Origin of the sequence: Agrobacterium leguminum (assembly GCF_015704895.1) — a bacterium.
GTDB lineage: Bacteria > Pseudomonadota > Alphaproteobacteria > Rhizobiales > Rhizobiaceae > Agrobacterium > Agrobacterium leguminum.
Genome location: NZ_JADQWB010000013.1, coordinates 1 through 21493, shown reverse-complemented (window position 1 = coordinate 21493; position 21493 = coordinate 1). Strand labels below are relative to the sequence as shown.

General features: G+C 58.6%; 22 protein-coding genes. 11 read left to right on the top strand and 11 right to left on the bottom strand.

Annotation, left to right across the window (positions count from 1 at the left end):
• Window positions 1–19 precede the first annotated feature (19 nt).
• Both I3J13_RS17995 and I3J13_RS17990 read left to right on the top strand, forming a co-directional pair.
• Entirely contained in the window at window positions 20–793 is a 774-nt protein-coding gene (locus tag I3J13_RS17995; protein WP_196379646.1) for an SDR family oxidoreductase, read from the top strand.
• A gap of 150 nt (window positions 794–943) precedes the next feature.
• On the top strand, window positions 944–1822 hold the full coding sequence (locus I3J13_RS17990) for a hypothetical protein (protein ID WP_196379645.1): 879 nt from the start codon (window positions 944–946) through the stop codon (window positions 1820–1822).
• A 19-nt stretch (window positions 1823–1841) separates the two neighbouring features.
• Here the strand turns inward: I3J13_RS17990 and I3J13_RS17985 are convergent, their stop codons facing one another.
• On the bottom strand, window positions 1842–2876 hold the full coding sequence (locus I3J13_RS17985; RefSeq protein ID WP_059761019.1) for a LacI family DNA-binding transcriptional regulator: 1035 nt from the start codon (window positions 2874–2876) through the stop codon (window positions 1842–1844).
• 139 nt (window positions 2877–3015) lie between these two features.
• On the opposite strand from I3J13_RS17985, the gene I3J13_RS17980 reads away from it, so the two are divergent.
• From I3J13_RS17980 to I3J13_RS17945, 8 genes are all read left to right on the top strand, one after another.
• Window positions 3016–4050, top strand: a complete 1035-nt coding sequence (locus tag I3J13_RS17980; RefSeq protein ID WP_196379644.1) for a Gfo/Idh/MocA family protein — start codon at window positions 3016–3018, stop codon at window positions 4048–4050.
• Window positions 4051–4062: 12 nt separating this feature from the next.
• The gene (locus I3J13_RS17975) at window positions 4063–4965 is read left to right on the top strand and encodes a sugar phosphate isomerase/epimerase family protein (protein WP_078053304.1); all 903 of its coding nucleotides are present in this window, start codon (window positions 4063–4065) and stop codon (window positions 4963–4965) included.
• A 62-nt stretch (window positions 4966–5027) separates the two neighbouring features.
• Window positions 5028–6260 carry an ABC transporter substrate-binding protein gene (locus tag I3J13_RS17970; protein ID WP_196379643.1) on the top strand — a complete coding sequence of 411 codons (1233 nt, stop codon included), beginning with the start codon at window positions 5028–5030 and terminating at the stop codon, window positions 6258–6260.
• Between the two features lie 111 nt (window positions 6261–6371).
• The gene (locus I3J13_RS17965) at window positions 6372–7274 is read left to right on the top strand and encodes a carbohydrate ABC transporter permease (protein WP_196379642.1); all 903 of its coding nucleotides are present in this window, start codon (window positions 6372–6374) and stop codon (window positions 7272–7274) included.
• Window positions 7271–8098, top strand: a complete 828-nt coding sequence (locus tag I3J13_RS17960; RefSeq protein ID WP_065655228.1) for a carbohydrate ABC transporter permease — start codon at window positions 7271–7273, stop codon at window positions 8096–8098. The genes I3J13_RS17965 and I3J13_RS17960 overlap by 4 nt, the downstream gene beginning before the upstream one ends.
• Window positions 8095–9180: an ABC transporter ATP-binding protein gene (locus tag I3J13_RS17955; RefSeq protein WP_196379641.1), complete on the top strand. Its 1086-nt coding sequence runs from the start codon at window positions 8095–8097 to the stop codon at window positions 9178–9180. The genes I3J13_RS17960 and I3J13_RS17955 overlap by 4 nt, the downstream gene beginning before the upstream one ends.
• A gap of 54 nt (window positions 9181–9234) precedes the next feature.
• On the top strand, window positions 9235–9456 hold the full coding sequence (locus I3J13_RS17950; protein ID WP_196379640.1) for a hypothetical protein: 222 nt from the start codon (window positions 9235–9237) through the stop codon (window positions 9454–9456).
• 92 nt (window positions 9457–9548) lie between these two features.
• A complete protein-coding gene (locus I3J13_RS17945; protein WP_196379639.1) occupies window positions 9549–10535 on the top strand; it encodes a LacI family DNA-binding transcriptional regulator in 987 nt (328 codons plus the stop codon).
• Window positions 10536–10567: 32 nt separating this feature from the next.
• Here the strand turns inward: I3J13_RS17945 and I3J13_RS17940 are convergent, their stop codons facing one another.
• Genes I3J13_RS17940 through I3J13_RS17930 form a run of 3 tightly spaced genes read right to left on the bottom strand, consistent with a single transcriptional unit; the run spans window position 10568 to window position 13755 of the window.
• Window positions 10568–12253, bottom strand: a complete 1686-nt coding sequence (locus I3J13_RS17940; RefSeq protein WP_196379638.1) for a metallophosphoesterase family protein — start codon at window positions 12251–12253, stop codon at window positions 10568–10570.
• Window positions 12247–12855, bottom strand: coding sequence for a dual specificity protein phosphatase family protein (locus I3J13_RS17935; protein ID WP_196379637.1), 609 nt, complete (start codon window positions 12853–12855; stop codon window positions 12247–12249). The genes I3J13_RS17940 and I3J13_RS17935 overlap by 7 nt, the downstream gene beginning before the upstream one ends.
• A 60-nt stretch (window positions 12856–12915) precedes the next feature.
• Entirely contained in the window at window positions 12916–13755 is an 840-nt protein-coding gene (locus I3J13_RS17930) for an inositol monophosphatase family protein (RefSeq protein ID WP_196379636.1), read from the bottom strand.
• A gap of 342 nt (window positions 13756–14097) precedes the next feature.
• Here I3J13_RS17930 and I3J13_RS17925 point away from each other — a divergent pair, with 342 nt between their 5' ends.
• The gene (locus tag I3J13_RS17925) at window positions 14098–16071 is read left to right on the top strand and encodes a putative bifunctional diguanylate cyclase/phosphodiesterase (RefSeq protein ID WP_196379635.1); all 1974 of its coding nucleotides are present in this window, start codon (window positions 14098–14100) and stop codon (window positions 16069–16071) included.
• A gap of 48 nt (window positions 16072–16119) precedes the next feature.
• On the opposite strand, the gene I3J13_RS17920 is transcribed toward I3J13_RS17925, so the two are convergent.
• The 7 genes from I3J13_RS17920 to tssI form a co-directional block, all read right to left on the bottom strand.
• The gene (locus tag I3J13_RS17920; RefSeq protein ID WP_080853669.1) at window positions 16120–16422 is read right to left on the bottom strand and encodes a PAAR domain-containing protein; all 303 of its coding nucleotides are present in this window, start codon (window positions 16420–16422) and stop codon (window positions 16120–16122) included.
• A gap of 22 nt (window positions 16423–16444) precedes the next feature.
• Window positions 16445–17233 carry a cell division cycle protein 123 family protein gene (locus I3J13_RS17915; protein WP_196379634.1) on the bottom strand — a complete coding sequence of 263 codons (789 nt, stop codon included), beginning with the start codon at window positions 17231–17233 and terminating at the stop codon, window positions 16445–16447.
• The gene (locus I3J13_RS17910; protein ID WP_080853671.1) at window positions 17234–17764 is read right to left on the bottom strand and encodes an SMI1/KNR4 family protein; all 531 of its coding nucleotides are present in this window, start codon (window positions 17762–17764) and stop codon (window positions 17234–17236) included.
• Between the two features lie 10 nt (window positions 17765–17774).
• Entirely contained in the window at window positions 17775–18698 is a 924-nt protein-coding gene (locus I3J13_RS17905) for an HNH endonuclease (protein ID WP_059761059.1), read from the bottom strand.
• Window positions 18695–19174: a hypothetical protein gene (locus I3J13_RS17900; RefSeq protein ID WP_196379633.1), complete on the bottom strand. Its 480-nt coding sequence runs from the start codon at window positions 19172–19174 to the stop codon at window positions 18695–18697. The genes I3J13_RS17905 and I3J13_RS17900 overlap by 4 nt, the downstream gene beginning before the upstream one ends.
• The gene (locus tag I3J13_RS17895) at window positions 19171–19767 is read right to left on the bottom strand and encodes a DUF4123 domain-containing protein (protein WP_142781238.1); all 597 of its coding nucleotides are present in this window, start codon (window positions 19765–19767) and stop codon (window positions 19171–19173) included. Before I3J13_RS17895 ends, I3J13_RS17900 begins: the two co-directional genes overlap by 4 nt.
• A gap of 8 nt (window positions 19768–19775) precedes the next feature.
• A partial coding sequence (tssI, locus tag I3J13_RS17890; protein ID WP_196379632.1) for a type VI secretion system tip protein TssI/VgrG occupies window positions 19776–21493 on the bottom strand: 1718 nt, incomplete at its 5' end.

Genomic DNA, 21493 nt, shown 5'->3' with positions numbered 1-21493 from the left:
GGCAAAAGGAGGCCGACCCATGACAGACCATTCCCTCAAGGGCAAAACCGTCATCATCGCCGGCGGCGCGAAAAATCTCGGTGGATTGATTGCCCGCGATTTTGCCGGCCAGGGTGCCCGCGCCATCGCCATCCATTATAACAGCGCCTCAACCAGGGCCGACGCCGAGGCAACGGTGGCCGCCGTGAAAGCGGCCGGCGCTGAGGCCGTCGCCCTTCAGGCCGATCTCACCACGGCAGGTGCGGTCGAAAAGCTGTTTGCCGATACAGTCGCCGCCATCGGCCGCCCGGATATCGCCATCAACACCGTCGGCAAGGTGCTGAAAAAGCCGATCCTCGACACGTCGGAAGCCGAATATGACGAGATGACCGCCGTTAACGCCAAGTCGGCCTTCTTTTTTCTCCAGCAGGCCGGACGCCACGTCAGCGATAACGGCAAGATCTGCACCCTCGTGACATCGCTCCTGGGCGCTTTCACCCCGTTTTACGCCAGCTATGCCGGCACCAAGGCCCCGGTGGAACATTTTACCCGCGCGGCGGCCAAGGAGTTTGGTGAACGCGGCGTCTCGGTGACGGCAATCGGCCCCGGACCGATGGATACGCCATTCTTCTACGGTCAGGAAACGCCGGAGGCGCAAGCCTATCACAAAAGCGCCGCCGCTCTTTCCGGCTTCTCGAAAACCGGTCTCACCGATATCGAGGACATCGTTCCCTATATCCGCTTCCTCGTCACGGATGGCTGGTGGATGACCGGCCAGACCATTCTGGTCAATGGCGGTTACACCACAAAATAGTCGCTGCCGGATGACACAGCGGCTCAGGCCGCCGGCTCCTTCCGGGTCGCAAAACCGCGATGCCAAAAATATCGAACGCCATATGGTCTGAATTATATATGCCGGTGTAAAACCCCCTCATCCTGTTGATGGAAACCTTGGGGGTATCGGATGAATTCCGGGCGTCGTGGCGTTCTCGCATTTCTGGGCGGCCTTGTACTGGCAAGGCCGTCTCTCGGCGCAGCATCGGGCAAGCCGGCGGCCTTTGCCGAATCCCGTTCCGAATACAAACCCCGGCATATCCTCTGCTTTCTTGGCACGGAAAATGGGCTGGCGGCGCTGCAGAAGAGCGCCCGCGCCGCCATCGATGATTTTGCGCCCGATTTCAGTCTCGACGAGGATTATTCACAGGACGAAGCGGACGACCGAATGGAACGTTCGTTCAATGTGTGCTGGGACCGCGTTGACCCCGATGCCTACCAGCCGGAGGATGAGGAAGCCGTCGCCGGGCACGGCTCGGTTCTTTATGTGCTCAGCCCGCCCATGGATGCCAAAACGGCTGTGAAGACATCTGCAAAGGCCCTCAGATTCGTACAGCACATGCTCGATCACGGCGCTGTCGCCGTGAAGGGTGAAAGTGCGGGCGTCGCCCATGGAGCAAGGCGCTGGAAGCAGCTTTACGAGCAGTCGCGCGGCGAGGCGGCCGCCGATGACGGGATGGCGCTTGCCAGAACCTGCCGTCTGGCTTTCGCACGCCGCCCCATAGGAGGCGATGCCGAAGGGATGACGAGCATCGGCTTTCACCTGATCGGCTTGCCCGATGTGCAGGTGCGCTTCACCAAAAAAGACGGGGATCAACCGTCCACCAACGCCGAACAGCTGAAGATCGCCGCCTTGATAGACGATATCGCCGAGCAAATGGCGCGTGAAGGCGTTGAAGCCACCCTAAAGGGCCGTCGCGCCACCCTCTCCGACGACGAACGGTATGAGGAAGACGAATATAAATTCAATCCTTTCGGCGTCGTGAGCGTTGACGGCTTCAAGCTTTGACGTTCCCGCGCAGCGGCGGCTATGGGGCGGGAGCCGGGTCGCTCTCGCCGGCTACCAGAAGCATGGGCCACACGCAATGGCGGGCCTGATCGGGGTAAAAGGGCGCATAGGCCGGCATGGTCGATAACAGCGTCTGGGCCACCGTGACGCCGAGATCATGCAGGGACATGCGGAAACTGGTCAGCCGCGGTTCCAGAAACTGGCCGCGCGGGCCATCGCGGAAGCCGATGACGGCGAGATCGCGCCCCGGCTTCAGGCCCACTTCCGCAAGCCGGCGATAAAGACCGACCGCCATCAGTTCGTAGATCAGCACAATCGCCGTTGGCCGGGGCCGCATCTGCAGCCATTCGCTGGCGGCGTGATAACCGCCCTGCTCGCTCGATTTCGCACGGATGACCAGCGAGGAATCGTAGGCGATGCCATTGTCTTCCAGCGCGCGCCTGTATCCTTCCAGAAAAACATAACCGAGATTGATATCGCTGTCGGGCACCGCCACAGCAATCGAGCGATGCCCGGCAGCGGCAAGGCGGTCGACCGCATTTTTCGCGACGCCCTCGAAATCGAGATCGATCCAGGCGTGAGTGTCGCTGGAAGCGGTCCGTCCGAGCGCCACGAAAGGCAGCCGGGTCTGCTTCAGGAAATCCACACGTTTGTCTATCCGCCGCGTCGCGGAAATGATCATCGCATCGACCATACGGCGCGCCACCATGCGCTTCAGATATTCATCCGGATCCTCTTCCCCCGGACAGGGCAGAACGATGAGATCGAGATTATGCCCGGAAAACACGCTTTGCAGACCGTCCGTCACACCGAGGAAGAAGTTGTCGGAGTTCTCCACGGTCTGCGCGTCGCTGCCGGTCATCAGGCCGATGACATTGGTGGTTCCCTGCCTGAGGCTGCGGCCGGACTGGTTGGCGACATAACCCAGCTTTTCCGCCGCTTCGAGAACACGCCGCCGCGTTTCTTCGTTCACATCCGGCTTGCCGTTCAGGGCACGGGAAACAGTGCCTATCGATATCTCCAGATAATCGGCAAGCTGACGAATTCCTTTCATGCACTCCCCTCCCAGGCCCGGCGCGCAATCGACGCGCCCCTTAACGGTCTTGACATATCTAACATCATTGGCATAGTCTCGTAAACGTTTACGACGCCCTGCGCAAAGAGGAGTTTGCGAAAGAGTCCGGGGAGATGAGATGACTTTCAATGCCGTTTTATGCGGGTGCGGAGCTATGGCCAAAGGCTGGTTGCGTGCCATTCAATCCACGCCGGAAATCGCCGGCGCGATCAGGATCGCCGGGCTGGTCGACCTGAACGAGAACACGGCCCGCGCGCTTGCCGAAGAATTCGCCCTCACGGATGCGGTCATCGGCACGGATCTGCGCGAGGTTCTCGCTAAAACGAAAGCCGACATCCTTTTTGATATCGTCATCCCGCAGGCGCGCTTCGCCGTGGTTGAGGCCGGTCTCGAGGCCGGGTGCCACGTGCTCAGCGAAAAGCCGCTTGCCGCCTCGATGGAGGAAGCCGGCACGCTGGTTGAACTGACAAAAAAAGCCGGCAAAATTCATGCCGTGGTGCAAAACCGGCGGTTTGTGGCCGGAATCCGGCGGCTGCGCCGCGCGCTGGAAGACGGCGTCATCGGCGATTTGACGGCCATCCATTGCGATTTTTTCCTTGGGCCGCATTTCGGCGGCTTCCGCGAGGAGATGAAGAACGTCCTGCTTCTCGACATGGCGATCCATACCTTCGATGCGGCCCGTTTCGTCGCCAATGAAAAACCCCTCTCCGTCTTCTGCGTGGAAAAGAACCCGGCCGGCTCATGGTATGCCCATGGCGCAAGCGCCAACGCCATTTTCGAGTTCTCGAATGATGTCGTCTTTACCTATCGCGGCTCCTGGTGCGCCGAAGGCGAGCGGACCAGCTGGGAAGCGCGCTGGCGACTGATCGGCTCGAAGGGCATGATTCTCTGGGACGGGGAAGACAATTTCTCCGCCTCCGTGGCCGGCGACGAACAGGGGCTTCTGCGCGGCTTCAGGACCGTAAACGTTTCCGAAGCCGTCTCCGAGAAGGATACGCGTGGCCATGCCAGCGTCATTCTCTCGTTCCTAGAGTCCATCCGTACGGGTGAGATGCCGGAAACGGCCTCCTTCGACAACATCAACAGCCTTGCCATGGTGATCGGCGCGATTGAAAGCGCCCGCCTCGGCCAGCGTGTTTCCATTGCAGCATAAGGACTGAAAGACGTGAGCAATCCGGCAACATCCATCCGCATCGGCACCATGGTCAGCGCCACCAAGGGACAGGCGGCCGAGCGCATCGGCCAGATCGCCGATCTCGGCTTTGAAAGCTTCGAGCCGTTCTTCTGGCAGACGACCAACGGTCAGGACCTTGCCGAACTCGGCAAGCGCTGCCGCGAGGCGATCGGTGAGCGCGACATCACCATCAGCACGCTCGGCATGTTCGGCAATCCACTGGAGGAAACCGACATCGACCTTGAGACATTGCAGGGCTGGAAAGACTGCATCGACAATGCCCACCATTTCGGCGCGACCTGCGTTGCGGGTTTTACCGGCCGGCTGCGCGGCAGGCCGCTGCCGGAGAGCCTTCCCCGATACAGGCAAATCTGGAGCGAGCTTGCAAAACGCGCCGCCGACAAGGGCGTGAAGATCGCCTTTGAAAACTGCGCCATGGACGGCAACTGGCAGACCGGCGACTGGAACATCGCGCACAATCCCGACGCATGGGAACTGATCTTCAACGAAACGCCGGACGAGCATATCGGCATCGAATGGGAACCCTGCCATCAGATGGTCTATCTGATCGACCCGCTGCCGCAGATCCGCAAATGGGCGGACAAGATTTTTCATGTGCACGGCAAGGACGCGACCATCCGCTGGGATGTCATTCGCGAGCACGGCATCTTCGGCAAGGAAAAATTCGTCTTCATGCGCACGCCGGGCTTCGGCGACAGCAACTGGACGGACATTATTTCCGAACTGCGCCTCGCCGGCTGGTCCGGCTCCATCGACATCGAAGGCTGGCATGACCCCGTCTATCGCGACGCGCTGGAAATGACGGGTCAGGTGCATGGCCTCAACTATCTGAAGAAATGCCGCGGCGGCGATTTCGTCGTCGATCCGACATAACGGAAACCTTTTGGGAGAAGGTTTTCGAAAATTGCAGAGACGATAACCAAGAGGAGGAGATTATGGGTATCGCGAAATGCATGATGGCCGGCGCATTTTTGCTGGCGGGCGTGTCCGCCGGCGCTATTGCGGCGCAGGCAGAAGATGTGACGTTGACCCTCTGGTCGCTGGATCGCGATATCCAGCCCGCGCCGAACCTCATCAAAGAGTTCAACGCGCTCAATAACGGCATCAAGATCGAATACCGGCAATTGCAGTTCGATGATGTGGTAAGCGAAGCGATGCGCGCCTATTCCACCGGCAATGCGCCCGACATCATCGCCATCGACAACCCCAACCACGCCATGTTCGCCGCACGCGGCGCCTTTCTCGATGTGACCGACATGATCGCCAAGTCGGATGTCATCAAGACGGAGAATTATTTTCCGGGACCGCTGAAATCGGTGATGTGGGACGGCAAATATTTCGGCGTGCCGAAGGCGACGAATACGATTGCGCTTTATTACAACAAGGACCTGTTCAAGGCCGCAGGGCTGGACGCGGCAAAACCGCCGCAGACCTGGGACGAGCTGGTGGAAGCGGCCCGCAAGCTGACCGACCCCTCGAAGAATATTTACGGCATCAGCTTCAGCGCCAAGGCGAATGAAGAAGGCACCTTCCAGTTCCTGCCCTGGGCGCAGATGGCAGGCGCGACCTACAAGAACATCAATACCGATGGTGCCGTCAAAGCGCTCGGAACGTGGAAGCTGATGCTGGACGAAAAGCTGGCATCGCCAGATACGCTGACGCGCAGCCAGTGGGATTCCACCGCCACCTTCAACGCCGGCAACGCCGCCATGGTCATTTCCGGCCCATGGGAAATCGACCGCATGCTGAAGGACGCCAAGTTTGACTGGGGTGTCGCTTTGCTGCCGGTTCCCACGCCCGACGCCCCGAGATCTTCGGCCATGGGTGACTATAACTGGGCGATCTTCTCCAAGACGAAACATCCGGAAGAGGCCTTCAAGGCAATCGAGTTCTTCGCCTCTAAGGACAAGGACATGTTCAAGAACTTCGGCCAGTTGCCGGCGCGCTCGGATATTCCCGTTCCGCCCACCGGCAATGCGCTGAAGGATGAGGCGCTGAAGACCTTCGTGGAACAACTGAAATATGCGCAGCCGCGCGGCCCTTCGCCCGAATGGCCGAAGATTTCCAAGGCGATTCAGGATGCTATTCAGGGCGCGATTTCCGGACAGATGACGCCGAAAGCCGCGCTCGATCAGGCTGCTGAAAAGATAAAGCTGGTCGAAGGCTGATCCGGGCGGGCGGCCGGGTTTCTCCGGCCTCCACCCAAGGGGTTCCTCCCGGTGGGGCTGCCTGTCGCGACAAGCGGCGGCGGCCCCGACTGGAGCTTGTGAGGATGTTTCATGAAAAAACTGTTTTCCAGCGTCAGTGACGGTCGCGGTTTCGATATCGTCCTTGTCGCCTTTCCTTTGGGCTTCCTGTTCGTCATGGCGGGGCTGCCGCTCATCTACAACATCGTCATGAGCTTTCAGGAAGTCGACATGTTCAGCCTGGGCACCTTCGTGCGCCCCTTCGTCGGCTTCAAGAATTATATCGATCTGTTCCGGCAGCCGGAAACATTGCCGATCCTTTTCAACACCGTCACCTTTGTCGTGGCCTCGATTGCCGGGCAATTCGCCATCGGCTTCGGTCTGGCGCTGTTCTTCTGGGTCAATTTTCCCGGCGCAACCTGGCTGCGCGGCTTGTTCCTCGTGTCATGGGTCATGCCCGGCCTCGTGGTGGGCGCGATCTGGAACTGGATCCTGTCCGGCGATTTCGGCGTGTTGAATTTCTTCCTACGGGAAAGCGGCCTGATATCGGGCAATATCTTCTGGCGCTCCGATGCAAATTTTTCGCTCTGGGCCGTTGTCATCGCCAATATCTGGCTCGGCACCTCCTTCAACATGATCCTGCTTTCCGTCGGTCTCGCCTCCATTCCCGGCGATCTCTACGAAGCCGCGGAACTGGACGGCGCCAATGCCTGGCAGCGCTTCTACACCATCACCCTGCCGATGATGCGCTCCACCATCGGTGCGATCGTCTCGCTCGGGCTGATCTTCACGCTGCAGCAATTCGATCTTTTCGCCGCCATTACCGATGGCGGACCGAATAACAGCTCCAACGTGGCGCAATATTGGGCCTGGGACCTGTCGTTCCGGCAATATGATTTCGGCAGGGGCGCCACGATCTCCGTCATCATGATCGTTTTCGTCATGCTGGCCTCCATCGTTTATGTGCGCTCCACACGGCATGAGGTGCGCGGATGAGCATCACGACCCGCAACCGCCTGATGCTGGCCATCGCCATCGTGCTCGCCATCATCTACCTTTTCCCGCTTTACTGGATGTATCTGACCTCGCTTAAAAGCGGCTCGGAAATGTTCGCCAATCCACCCGCCTTCTGGCCCACGGACCCGCAATGGCAGACCTATGCCTATGTCTGGAACAGCCGCAATATGGGCCGATACCTGTGGAATTCGGTGCTGATCGCTTCGAGCGCGGTGCTGCTGATCACCATTCTCGGCGTCGGCTGCGCCTATGTGCTGGCGCGCTATCGCAATGTCTGGGTGGATATCGGCCTGTTCCTCATCCTCATGCTGCAGGTTCTGCCGGCATCGTTGATGATCACGCCGATCTTCGTCGGCTTCTCGCAATTCGGGCTTCTCGATTATCCGCGCCTGTCGGTCATCCTCGCCATTGCGGCCAAAAGCATGCCCTTCTTCGTGGTGCTTGTGCGCGCCACTTTCATGGCCGTGCCGCAGGAACTGGAAGAGGCGGCGCTGGTGGATGGCAATTCCCGGGTCGGCGCTTTCTTCAACATCGTGCTGCCGCTTGCCAGAAACGGCATTCTCGTCAGCGCCATCCTCATCTTCATGCAGGCCTTCGGCGAGTTCGTCTATTCGAAATCGATGATCCAGGCGGCCGAATTGCAACCCGCCAGCGTCGGCCTCAATTCCTTCATGGGCCCCAATACCAGCGAATGGAACAACATCATGGCCTATGCGACCATGTATGTGACGCCCATTCTCGCCCTCTTCATTCTCTTGCAGCGCCGCATCGTATCCGGCCTGACATCGGGAGCGCTCAAATGACCCTTCAGATCGAACTTTCCGGCGTCAACAAATATTACGGCGCCTTCCATGCGCTGAAGAATATCAACCTTTCCATCAAGAAGGGCACTTTCGTCGCACTTGTCGGCCCGTCGGGCTGCGGCAAGTCCACGCTTCTGCGCTCGCTCGCCGGGCTGGAGACCATATCGGCCGGCGACATGCGCATTGCCGGCACGCTCATGAACGGCGTGCCGCCGCGCAAGCGCGATGTGGCGATGGTGTTCCAGTCCTATGCGCTCTATCCGCATATGACCGTGGAGGAAAATCTCACCTATTCGCTGCGTATGCGCGGCGTCGCCAAGGCCGACGCCCGCAAGGCGGCGGAAGAAGTTGCGGCCACGACTGGTCTTTCAAAGCTGATGAAGCGTTATCCCCGCGAACTCTCCGGCGGCCAGCGCCAGCGCGTGGCCATGAGCCGGGCGATCATCCGCAACCCGCAGGCCTTCCTGTTCGATGAGCCGCTTTCCAATCTCGATGCGGCGCTACGCGTCCACATGCGCAAGGAAATCCGCGCGCTGCACGATCGCCTGCATGCCACTTCGGTCTATGTCACCCACGACCAGATCGAAGCGATGACCATGGCCGATCACGTCGTCGTCATGCGCGATGGCGTGATCGAACAGCAGGGCACGCCGCTGGAACTATACGACCGCCCGGTCAATCGTTTCGTTGCGGGCTTCATCGGCTCGCCGGCCATGAATTTCATTCCGGCGACCGTCAGCCCGGATCGCGCGTCCCTTCAGCTCAGCTTCGGCGAAGGCGAACCGCAGCAATCGATCGGGAATCCGGCCTCCCTGCCGCCGGGCAAGGATGTGATCGTCGGCATCAGGCCGGAACATATCCGGCCGGCCGCAACAGACGGGGCGGCATTGACACTGCCGGTTTCCGCGGTGGAGACGACCGGCTCGGCCACCTTCCTCACCACGGGAACCTCCACCGAACTGGTTATCGCGGTGCAGGGACGCAGCGCAGTCAAGGCCGGTGAAACGATCGGCCTCGACATCGACCCGTCCGATATGCATTTGTTCGATGCGGAAACGGGCGTCGGCCTCCTGACCCGCTGAGCGGTGGTTTTGCCGGCTGTTTCCTCCGCCGGCAAACACGAAGCGTGGAGTCGAATGACCATAAACGGGAAAACAGTATTCTTTATCGGCGCGGCCATCCTCGCCGGTCTCGTCGTCATCCAGCTCAAGGATGTCCACATCGCCATCGGGGAACGCGCCATGGGAGGTTATGACGGTTCGAGCAACCCGGAAGCGGCCTCCCGCGCCGAGCGGGAGGCAAAGGAGGCAGCCGCGCGTGCCGAGGCTGCGGCAAGCGCGCTGGAACCGCAAAACTGACCGCGACCACAGCACCTGAAATATTTCAATTGGAATAGTCGCTGCAATCTGACCTGTGCTATCAGACATGTGGATTCGCAACGGGGGATTGAATGGCGAAAGGGTTCGTAACGGCCGAAGAAGTAGCAAAAAAGGCGGGTGTCTCACGCTCCGCCGTTTCACGCACCTTCACTCCCGGCGGCAGCGTATCCAAGGCCGTCCGACGCAGGGTGTTGAAGGCTGCGCAGGAACTTGGCTATCGCATCAACCGTTTGGCGCAGGGCCTCAATAACGACCGCTCCAACCTCGTTGGTGTTGTCGGAGCAAATCTCAGTTCTCCCTTCATTTCGAAACAGCTCGATTTCCTCAGCATCGGTCTCTTGCGCCGTGGCCTGCAATGCCTGCTGCTGAATGCGGCAGATGCGCGCAAGGACATCGCACCACTCATCGAGCGTCTCTTCGAATTCCGCGCGCAGGCCATCATCGTTCTTTCCGGTGAACCTCCGGCCTCTATTATCGACGAATGCATCGCCAACGGCGTGCGTCTCATCCTCATCAACCAGCATCTGGACCGCACCGATACGAATATGGTGCTGAGCGACGATTCCCACGGCGCCAATCTGGCCGCCATGCGGCTTGTGGCGGCCAGGTGCGGAAAGGTTGCGGTTGTCTCCAGCGGCAGCCGGACGCCGGCACAGTTGCGCCGCGTCAACGCTTTCACCGAGCGCATGACCATGGAGGGTATTCAGGTGGTTCCATGGTGCGGCGGCCCCACCAGCTATGACAGTGGCTATCAGGCCGGTCGAGAATTGCTCGCGGACAGGACCATCGACGGCGCCTTCTGTGTCACTGATCTGCTGGCTCTCGGTTTCATGGACGCCGCCCGGCTGGAAATGGGCCGCCGGGTTCCGGAAGATATCTCGATTGTCGGTTTCGACGATATTCCGCAGGCCGGCTGGAAAAGCTACCAGCTGACGACCGTTGCCCAGTCTTTCGACGCGCTGACCGAGAAGGTTTTGACCGCGCTCGATAGCGATGAGCCGGAAACCCGGCTTCAGGTCGTGCCCGTTTCCATGGTCGAGCGCATCACCGCGCGCTAGACCAAATGTCCTTCCGGGCAAAAATCTTCAGTTCAAACCGCAACCCGTTCACGCTGCAGTACAAGCCCAAGCTCCAGATCACGCGGGCTGCTTTCGGCACGCTCGAGAAACAGGCCGAGGGCTCCGAAGAAGATTTCGAGAAAGCTTTCGACCGAACCATCGTGACTATCCGGCTCGCGACCGAAACGCTCCGCCAGCGTTCGATAAAGGGAAAGCCGTTGCGGCGCGATATGCGGCAGTGCCAGACCTGCACCCTGGCGCAGGCAATACCAGTCAGCAATCAGTTCGAATATCGGCAGGTCCAAGGACAGGACAGCAGCATCAGGCGAGGATCGGCCTTCTTCTCCAAGCAGGTCGAGAACCTCCCGAACGCTTTTATCGGCGATTGCCGTGACGACCTCGGCCGGCCATTCCTTGGGGAAATAACGATACCTGATCAGCGCCCGCTTGTGGCCCAGCAGAAATTCACCGTAATTGCCGGCGGCAAAAGCCAGGTCGTTCGCCTCGCCCGCCAGTGCTGTCTCCTGCGCGTAACCATCGCAAATGCGGCCATTGACCGGCAGAGCAGCCATCTCCACCGTCTCGACAAGGATTGCCTGCCGCGACGGGTGGACGACCTTGAAAGCGGGCGGAAAGGCGACGAGCGACGGCACGGCGATATTGGTGAGCGAGTTTTCGCCTTCCCCGCGCCGGGTCACGCCTTCCACGTGCAGGTGCCCGCTGAAATGAACGGCAAGCCCGGCCTGTAACAGCGCATCCTCCACTGCCTTGCGCGGCGTGCGGCGCACGACATTGGTTTCACCGAACAGGGCGCCTTCCGCACCGCTTGCGCCATCGAAAGGATCGAGCGCCGGATAGTGGGAAAAGCCGAGCAATGTCTTGCCGTGCAGCTCCGCCCTGCGGCGCACATCAGCAATCCAGTCGATGAGGAAGGGCTTGCAGCGCAAAAGCGCATTCCAGCCACCGGAGGTGCTGTCGATAAAAGCCGCTTCCTCGCCCGCTTCGAACTCACCATCGAGCGGCTCGAAAATATTGGCGTCGATCATCAGCAGCCACAGGCCCGGCTCCGGTTCGACCAGATAGGAGGCATCCATCAGGCGGTAGATATTGCGCCCATCGGGTGAGCGCACCGCGTACAGCCGGTCCTCCGGCGCATCGGAAACACCGAAAGGGGTTTCCCAATGCAGATAATCCGGCTGGCGGAAATAACCGAAAGCCGCCATCGGGCCAAGGCCCACGGGATAACCTTCGCAATACATCCCGTCGCTAACGACGACGCGCTCACCGGCTCGCCGCGCATCGCTTGAAACGGAAAGGCATTTGCCGTTTTCCGTCAAAAACTCCTTGGTATGGTGCCGGCCGCGCGGTCCGAAAATATCGTGGTTTCCGGGCAATGCGTAGAAGGCCGTGCCGTGGGTGTCGCTGTGGCGTTGCAGGATGTTCTTCAGCGTTTCAGTCGTCACCCGCTGGCCATCATCGGTATAGTCGCCAAGCAGCACCACATGGCGAATGCCGCGCTGCCGCACCTTCTCCAGCGCCGCATGCAATGCATCGGCGCTTTCATTGAAAACCCGGGTGGATTCACGCGTATCCGACCAGCTGCGCATGGTGATGCGCTGACCGTCGATTTCGATGCCGGGAAATCCGAAATCGGCTGCCGTGTCATGGAAATGCGCGTCGGCGATGACGGCAACGGAAGGAAGCGTGCGTGTCAGCATGGTTGAGCGGTCTTTCTGCCCTCGACCATGTCGATCCAGTCGGAAGCACGGCGGGCGGCGGCGTAAAGCATCGGTTTCGGCGTCTCGAACCATTCGTCAGGCCGCAATTCCCGCTTCGTGCGGATCACGGCCAGCGCATCATCGAGGGTCGGATAGAGATCCGGCTGCTGCTTGTGCAGGAAAAGCGCCACCAGTGAGACGGAACGGCTGCGGCCGCTGCGGCAATTGACGAGCACATTGCCGCCATCGGCAAAGGGATAGGTTTCCCGCTTCGGCATGGTCTGGCGAAGCGCGCCGTCGAGAATGTAATAGGCGCCCAGCATCATGGTGTCGGGGCTGCCCTCACCATCGATAAGGCCGAGCTTGTAATAACGGATATCGCCATAACCCACGGTGCGCCTGTCGCCCTCTTCCGCCACCGCCTGCACGAGATTGATATCCAGATTGACGGCGCAATTGACGACGGTGGTGATGCCATGCCGGCGCAGGAGCCCGAGATCGCTCGCACCATCGCTGCCGCCAATGTAAAGCGCAGCATTGTGCGGGCCGAGCCCTTCCGAAATCAGGCTGATTGCGGGCCGGGCATAAACGGGTCTATCCATTTCATTCCTCCACATGCATGAAGCACGAGGCCCCCTCTGCAAAAGGGCCTCCGCCATAAATCACGCCGATGCCGCCCGCGGACGATCCGACAGCTGCCGCGCGACCAGCGCTATATTCGATGCCTGACTGACGCCTCTGGCAACACCGGCGGCTGCGGCCAGTACCGGCCCGCCCTCCCGGAGACTGCCGATCTCCAGAAAAGGGCACACATCGCCGCCAGCTTCGCTGACGAGTAGCAGCCCCGCAAGACAATCCCATGAATTCATGTGCAATTCGAGATAGCCATCGGAACGGCCATCAGCCACATAGGCAAGCGCCAGCGCGCCGGAGCCGGCGCGGCGGACATTGGCGCCCATATCGAGCAGGTTCCTGACGACATCGAGATAGGTCGCATTCGCGATGCGGGTGGACCACCCCATCTCGATCGAAGCCGCATCGAAGCGCTCCGTTTCCGCAGTCCTGATCGGTTGCCCGTTCCGCGTCGCTCCCTCGCCGCGGCGGGCGAAATAAAGCTCGCCAAGAGCGGGACTATAGATCGCCCCGATTTCGGTCTGGCCGTTTTCGACATAGGCGATGGAGATGCAGAAATGCGGAATGCCACGGGCAAAATTGGCGGTGCCGTCGATGGGATCCACGACCCAGACGCGCTCACCGATCTCGCCGCCGCCTTCTTCCCCGAAAAAACTGTCTTCCGGGAAAGCGGCCATGATCGCGCCGCGAATATGCGCTTCGGAGGCAGCATCCGTTACCGTCAGAAAATCCTGCGGCCCCTTCATCGAAAAGCTGCGCGTCGCCTCGCCCTGAAAACCTTTCAGCACCAGCTCCCCGGCGGAAAGAATAACGCTGCGGCACAATTCTGCACGCGCCGCCAATGTATCGGGATAGTGGATCGAATCCATGCGCAAGAACCATTTCTCAAAGTTTGAACACGCGTTCATATTGCACGCGCGTTCAAACTTTTCAAGGGGCGTTGAAACGGAGCTGATGAACATTGGAAGCGGGCGGGCCGATCATGCCAATTGAATGGATTCGTCGCAACTCATGGCATGAAGCAAAGGGCTTCCTCCCCCATCAGGAATATCCCCGCAGGAAACATTTAATACTGAAAACATTGGAATGTTGCGAAGCGAAGCGCCTGCATCTTGCGGTTGATGTAGTTGTCTGTCGGTTAACCGTGTGTATTTCCAATGATGTAACGGGAATTATGTTACGAATGCCGCTCTGTATTTGAAGAGCCATGAATGAAAATACTGACCGCCACACAAAAACTGCAGGACTTCATGTCCGTCCGGTCCGACAATCCTGATCTGCTGAAAGCACAGTACCGCGCTTTCACCCGACAGATGCCGATGATGTATTTCATCCTGCTTTCAAGCACATGGGCGCTTGCCGTGACGCACATACGATTGGCGCCGCCTTGGCTCACCGTTGGAGTTCCCGCCCTCTTCACACTCGGCTGCACGCTCAGGGTCGCCTTCTGGTGGAGGACGCGCGGCATGGATCCCGAACCGCGGGTGGCGCATGCAGCCCTTCGGCGCACGAATCGCCTCGCTGCCGGCATCGCCATGGCATTCACGCTCTGGTCTTTTCTGCTGGTGCCCTATGGGGATGCCTATACGCAATCCCACGTCGCCTTCTATATGGCGATTACCGTCATTTCCTGCATTTTCTGTCTGATGTATGTGCGTTCGGCCGCCTTCATGGTGACGCTCATCGTCAATGGCGCCTTCATCGCCTTCTTTCTGGCGTCGCAGCAACCGACCTTTGTTGCCATCGCCATCAACGTTTTGCTGGTCTGCACCGGCATGATGTCCATTCTGCTGACCAACTACCGCAATTTCGAGCGCATGGTCATTTCACAACAGCGTACGGAAGCGCTCAGCAACGAAAACCTGCTGCTTGCCAATATCGACAGCCTGACGGAACTGCCCAACCGCCGCGCCTTTTTCGCCCACCTTGAGGCCGAGCTCGAAAAAGCCAAGGCCAACGGAACCCGGCTGGCGTTGGGTGTCATCGATCTGGACGGGTTCAAGCCCGTTAACGATCTTTACGGCCACTCCGTGGGAGACAGGCTGCTTGTCAATGTCAGCAAACGCCTCACCGCCAATCTGAAAGCCAGCAGGGCCTTTCGGCTGGGCGGTGACGAATTCGCCATCGTCGCCCCGATCATACCGGATGACGCGCAACTCGTCGCAAATGCCAATGCGATCTCCGAGCAATTGAGGGCGCCGTACCATATGCCGGAAGGCACCGTGCATGTTTCCGCTTCCATGGGAATTGCCGTGTTTCCGAACCTCGCCTCAACGCTTGAACAGCTTTTCGACAGGGCGGATTATGCCCTTTACCACGCCAAGAAAACCCGGCGTGGCGATGCCGTTCTGTTCGATGCGGAGCACGAAAAGCAGATCAATATCGAAGCCCGCATCGAGCACCTGCTCAAACAGCGGGATATGGAAAACGAGCTTTCGGTCGTATTCCAGCCGATCGTCGATATACGCGACGGAAGGACGGCAGGTTTTGAAGCGCTGGCGCGCTGGCACAGCCCGCTTCTCGCACATGTGCCGCCTTGCCAGTTCTTCCCCATCGCGGAACGGGCCGGCATCGTCGGTTCGCTGACGCGGCCGCTTCTCAAGATGGCGCTCGCCTCCGCCGCCAAGTGGGAACCCTCCCTGCGCCTGTCGTTCAACCTTTCGGCCCAGGACCTCAATTCCCATGAGGGCGTGCTTTCCCTGCTCGGCATCATCGAAAACAGCAGCTTCGATGCACGACGGCTGGACCTTGAAATTACCGAGACGGCTTTTGCCCATGATTTCGAACAGGTCAGGCAATCGGTCGAAATGCTGCGGCGTCTCGGCTGCGGCATATCGCTGGACGATTTCGGCACCGGCTATTCCAGCCTGACGCGACTGCATGCATTGCCGCTGACCAAAATCAAGATCGACCGCAGCTTCGTGACGGACCTGCACGAAAAACCGGCCAGCTACAAAATCGTGAAATCCCTTCTCACCCTCAGCCGCGACATGGGGCTGGAATGCGTGGTGGAAGGGGTGGAAACACCAGCCGAGCTCACCGCACTCCAAGGCCTCGGCGCCACGCTGGTACAGGGCTATATCTATGCGCCACCGCTTCGGGAAGAGGATGTCGGTGCGTTTCTTTCGGAGCAGGTGACTAGAGGCAGAATTTCCAATGGCAAACGCAGAAACAGGCTCCGCTAGTCAAACAATTGCATGAGGCAGATTGTCGTCACGGCACCGTATTTCAGATTACTCGAACGTAATCCAGGAGGTTCCCTGCACCAATCTTCCACCATGCGCGCATGCATCCCCCTGCCGCACTATCTTCTTTCCATCAATAACGGCAAAGGACGAGCCGGCAGTAATTGTATCGGTCGTCGGAACTCCCGTGCACAAACAGGTATCACCGACAGTTGCGACCGGCGTTCCTTCAACCGTAACAAAACTCTGTTGGGTGGAGATGACGGGACCACCAACATGCGGTCTTGGGCCGGGATCGACCTTGGGGCAGACATGCATGTGGCCTTTAAGAGAGACTGGGCTGGCGGTCATTGGCTCCTCCTTCTCAACTAAATCAAGCCGCACGTGTAAAAGGCAACGGTGCTATGGCGAGCACTCGATTATTCCCGCCCCGGAAGCGTAGCCCCCTGTCAAAATCCCCCCCGTTCCTCCATTGAAAAAGGCACGGGTCGGACCGCACGATGAGCGGGTTAATATCCAGAAGCACAGCTTCAAATCCGGCGACATCGCCGGGTTTCAGGTAAATATCGACGATAGCATCATCAATATGAGCGACCTCCCTGAAACGGTCCGCAAAATCCACCAGAGCTGCCGCGATGGATTTGGCATTTGCCTCTATCTCAGGAAAAAAAGCCGTATGAAAATACTGCGAAGCGCCGAGGAATTCCCGGTTTTTCATGAAGAGCCTGAACTCAGACCATTTGGGAATGTCTTTCCAAGGCCGTATGAACATGCAAACGTCAAATTTATCTTGAAGTGAACTGGCAAGAAGTCCCGCCACACGGGGGTTATCCCGCAATATATGAGACATGAGTTGGGCGCTGTTGAAGATCGGCCCCTTTTGGTATTGTCCGGGCTGCTTGAAACTGCATCCACCGAAGCGAAAATGAGCACCGTCTTTGAAAACCGCCGTTTTGGCATCTATGCCTATGCGAAATTCATCTGATAGCTGGGTGAGTTCATCTATGTCGAACAGCTCGCGGAAAGCCGCAGTTCTACTTCCTATCGCGGCGCGATCCTGCTCCGAAATAAGCAACTGCTCGAAGGGCAATCCCAACTCGCACACTTCGTCCGGCCAGGATTCGATGAAGGTTGCTCGCCATTTTTCGTGCAGACCAAGCATTTATATCTCGTCGGCCTTTTTAAGATTGTAGAAAAACTCATAAAGAGACGGGGCTGCGAGACCCAGGCCGCGCGTGTTATTTCCCGTGCCGAAGGGATCCGACGCTTGCTCCCACAGCCATACTCGGTTGTCGGTCTTATCTCGACCATTCATCAACAAATACGAGTTCCCACCGTCAGCGGTGCCGAAGAATATCATTGGCAAGGTGAACTGGTCAGGCCACGTGGAGTTGCTTATGAACATGTCGTGTCGATCATAAAACCGCTTCTTGCCAGAAACCAGGACTTGGACCTCGTGCGCAGAACGCGCGCCATCCTCATACGTCACAATAAAATTTGCGTAGATATCGGGTTGTTCGAAGCCGTTCCAGCCATAGCGCATGAGAACCGCAACAAGCTGCTCCGGCACTGACAATGAGGTGTAGTCCTCAAATTCGAGAATGTCTTGGGCAGACCAGAGAGAGTCTTCCTCAAAAGACCAATCGCCCGTTTCCTGCATTCTGGCGATTGCTTCATCCAAAGTAACGCTCATAATATTTTCCTCAATAGGCAGGGTCTTTTACTGCTGAAGCGCCACCGGTATGTGCACCCCCACCCGACTTTACGGCATGGATTCGTTCATCAACAAGCTGCATCGTTGATGTATCTTCATTGTGGTGCCATGTGTAACCATCCTCCATTTTGGAAGCGTTCCAGCTGCCATACCTTTCTTTCATCGCTGTTCTCGCTTGCCCGAAATCGCCATTTCGCGCGGCGTGGTTACCCTGCATATCAGGGATTCGTGCTTCGATGGGTTTGCCGTCCGGGCCTTTTTGGCTGAAGGGCGAGAAATCGGGCTTACCATTTCGGTATTGAACGCCATCCTGTCCATATTCTTTCAGCGCCTTATCGGCCGGTGTCCCCGGTTCCGGGGACCACTTGCTGTTGCCCGGCTCTCCAGACCACTTCCCCTCCCGTGGAATGTTCTTGTATTTGCCGCCGTTCTTATATTCGTCGATCTTTTTCTGGCGGCATGCCTTCGTATTGCATTTTCTCAAATCTTCCTGAAGCTTGCGGTATGCTTCGCCGCGCTTGGAAGCCCAATACTTCGATGCCGCTGCCGACTTTCGTACATGGTCTTCGAGCGCTTTGACCTTGCGCTGGGCGGCAGCAACCTGACTCATCAGTTTTTCGGCATACCGCGCAATCTTGGTGCCTTTGGCAGCGGCCTTGGCCCCATCACCCCAGACAGGAATAAGACCGACCAGATCAAGCCCGGCATCCGCCCAGTTGCCGGTCCAGGCGTTTCCAATGGCGCTCGCAACATCCACGACACCGCCCACCACGGGAACGGACGAAGCAGCCAGCCAGCCCGCTTCTTTCGCGATTTCGGTATAGCGCTGGTTCAGCATGTCCAGATCACGACGGGCCAGTTCAAGCTCGCGTGTATCCGGAACATTGACGAGATCATCAAGATGCTGGCTCATTGAACGTCTCTCGCCTTGGCAGCACGCTCACGCTCGAACTCCTCCTCGATGTCGTCATAAGGGACGCCGAGAATGTTGTTCTTCATATATTGCGGGAACCAGAAGGCATTGTCGCTCCGCGCAATCGCATTTCCCTCCTGGCTCATGGTTGGCTCAAGGTTACAGCGCTCGATACGTTGTTCCTCGGTTTGGCTTCGGTCACCCAGGATGGATTTATACGGTTCGAAGAGAAAGAAATCCGGGCCGATCCGCCACATCAAAACGACAAAGTGAATTTGATAAACTGGGTCGGAAAAGCCGAAATGCTCCGCATAGCGTCTGCCCCAGCGTGTCATTTCGGTAGCCTGGGGCGACCCCGCCATATCAGCGAAACTGGGTAGATGCTTTGGCATCACTTCTCTGGTGAAATAATTCGTAAAATCGTCGTCATCATGCAGCATCGCATTCATCTGACGCGGATCGAATTCAATGATCATGATAATGCCCTCTCAACTGCCTTTGCCTGACCTGCGCCTCCGGAAGGCAAAACGATCTCACGATGTACAATGCCATTTCCAAAGCGGAACTTGAGGAATTCTCCCGCCTTCAGGTCGTTTTCACAATAAAAACACTCAATTCCGTTGAAAAAAACAGCGGCCTGCTCTGATGTTAGGACTGGCAGATATTGGCGCAGCGTTCGTGGGTCGTAATAACGAAAGAAGTGAATAGTCCCCTCACTATCTTTGACCATCGTAAATTTCCTCAAATGCCGAACAACATCCTCCAATGCATGCGACGTTCGCAGAAAAATTGACCAGCGTTTGCCAAAGCCATTGTCGATAAGCCACTGCAACACGCTTTCGTCAGATGTCATTTCTGCGACCCAAGCCGTATCGTCTCCAAACTCCTCAAGCGCGTTGCCTCTGTAAAGACATGCGACCTTGTCCGTCATGGCTTGAAGTGCTGGTGGAATAATCATGGGCGCCCGGGACGCATCGACAACGGCATAAAGGCGAGTAGTTCCCCCACTCCCCTGCTCCTCCCGAAGTTTGGAAAGAACTTCCTGCCTCTTCTCGCTATTGAGTTCCACGCCAACCCCTACTTCTTCGAGCAGTCTTCAGCAAAAGGTTTGTTCGTGCTTTTGCCGGCACTGCCCCGCTTGAAGTTCACAGCATTTGCTTTGACCTCGAACTTGGTTGCCTTGATAAACACCCCGTTTTTGTTGATCTCGATGACACCACCGGGCGCGGCAAGCACTATTTTGTCGCTAACGATCACCGTGTGATTTTCAGTTTGCGTAAAAATGGCTTTGCCAACGTTTATTTCGTAACGCTCTCCAACGGTTGTCTTCTTTGTCTTTCCGACGCTCTCCAGCGACGTCTGGCCTACATTCGTAACCTTGCTGACCCCGACCTGCTCAGCCTTCGCCACTCCAACGGATGTGGACTGAAACGCCCCGATGATCGTGTTCATGATGCCCGGCAGCGGAAACAATCCCGAAGCATCGGAACCGACGCCCGAACCGGAACCCGCAAGCGCCGTGCCCGCATCCGCGCGCGGGCTTGAGCCGGAAACGACACCCTCACGCGAGGAAAGACCGCCTGCGCCGAGGAAGCCGAGTGCGGATGAGGCGAGCGTGGTGGCGAAGGCAGCGACACCCGGGCCACCGCCGCCGGCGATCTGGGCGGCCTGCGAAAGCAACCCCGCCGTCTGCCCGGAGAGCGCCTGCACGCCCGCCATCGCCATCATCGCCATCGGCCCCGTGCCGCCGACGACGGTGTTCACCGAGCCGCCGATCTCGTGTTTCTGGTTGCCGGAAACTTCCACCGCGCGGTTGCCGCCGACCGAGGCGACCTCATGCCGGTCGATGCGCTTGGTCCGGTCATTCAATACCCGCGTCGTCTGGTCCTTCTGGGCGTGGAAGAACTGGTTCTCCTTGCCGGCCTCATCCTCGAAGGTGATTTCGTTGAAACCGTCGCCCTTGTGGCTGTTGGAACGCAGCACCATACGTGTCTTGTTGGCCGGCAGGTCGTAAGGCACGGAATTGGCCGGATTGTTGACCACGCCGATGACGAGCGGCTTATCCGGGTCGCCATCGACAAAGGCGACCATCACCTCCATGCCGATGCGCGGAATGACCTGCGCACCCCATGTGCCGCCGCCCCATGCCTGGCTGACCCGCACCCAGCACGTATCCGTGCCATCCTTCTTCGCCTTGCGGTCCCACGGGAACCACAGCTTGATGCGGCCATATTGGTCAGGATGGATTTCCTCACCTTCAGGGCCGGCGACGATCGCCACCTGCGTGCCTTCGATGCGCGGGCGTTTCGTTGACCGGTGCGGCGTCAGCGGCACACGGGCGGGGATCGCCTCGAAGTGATTGCGGTATTCCGGTTCGTTGCCATTGGTCTCATAGGAGAGGTCGACGATATTGTGGCTTGCCCGGATAATCACATGCTCTTCATAGGCGTGTTCGGGATGGGCGACCTCGTAAGGCGTGAAGCGGCGGCCGGCCTCCAGAATACGCGCGGTCGACGAACCGAAAACCCGGTCATGATCGGCTTCGATGGACTGGGTGCGCAGTTTTTGCGCGCGCTCGGCCTCTTCCACCGTCTTGATGCGAGCCGGATATTCGTAAAGCTCGCGCTTCGTCGCATCCGGCATCTGCACCAGCGACGGCGTCATCGTGCCCGGCACCATGCCCGGCGTCTCGAAATTCCAGTCGGCACCCGCACGCTGGCCCGAGACATAGGAAAAACGCCGCGCCCAGTCGTTGATGTGGTTGCGATCCGACGACCCCTGCGCCAGACGCACCG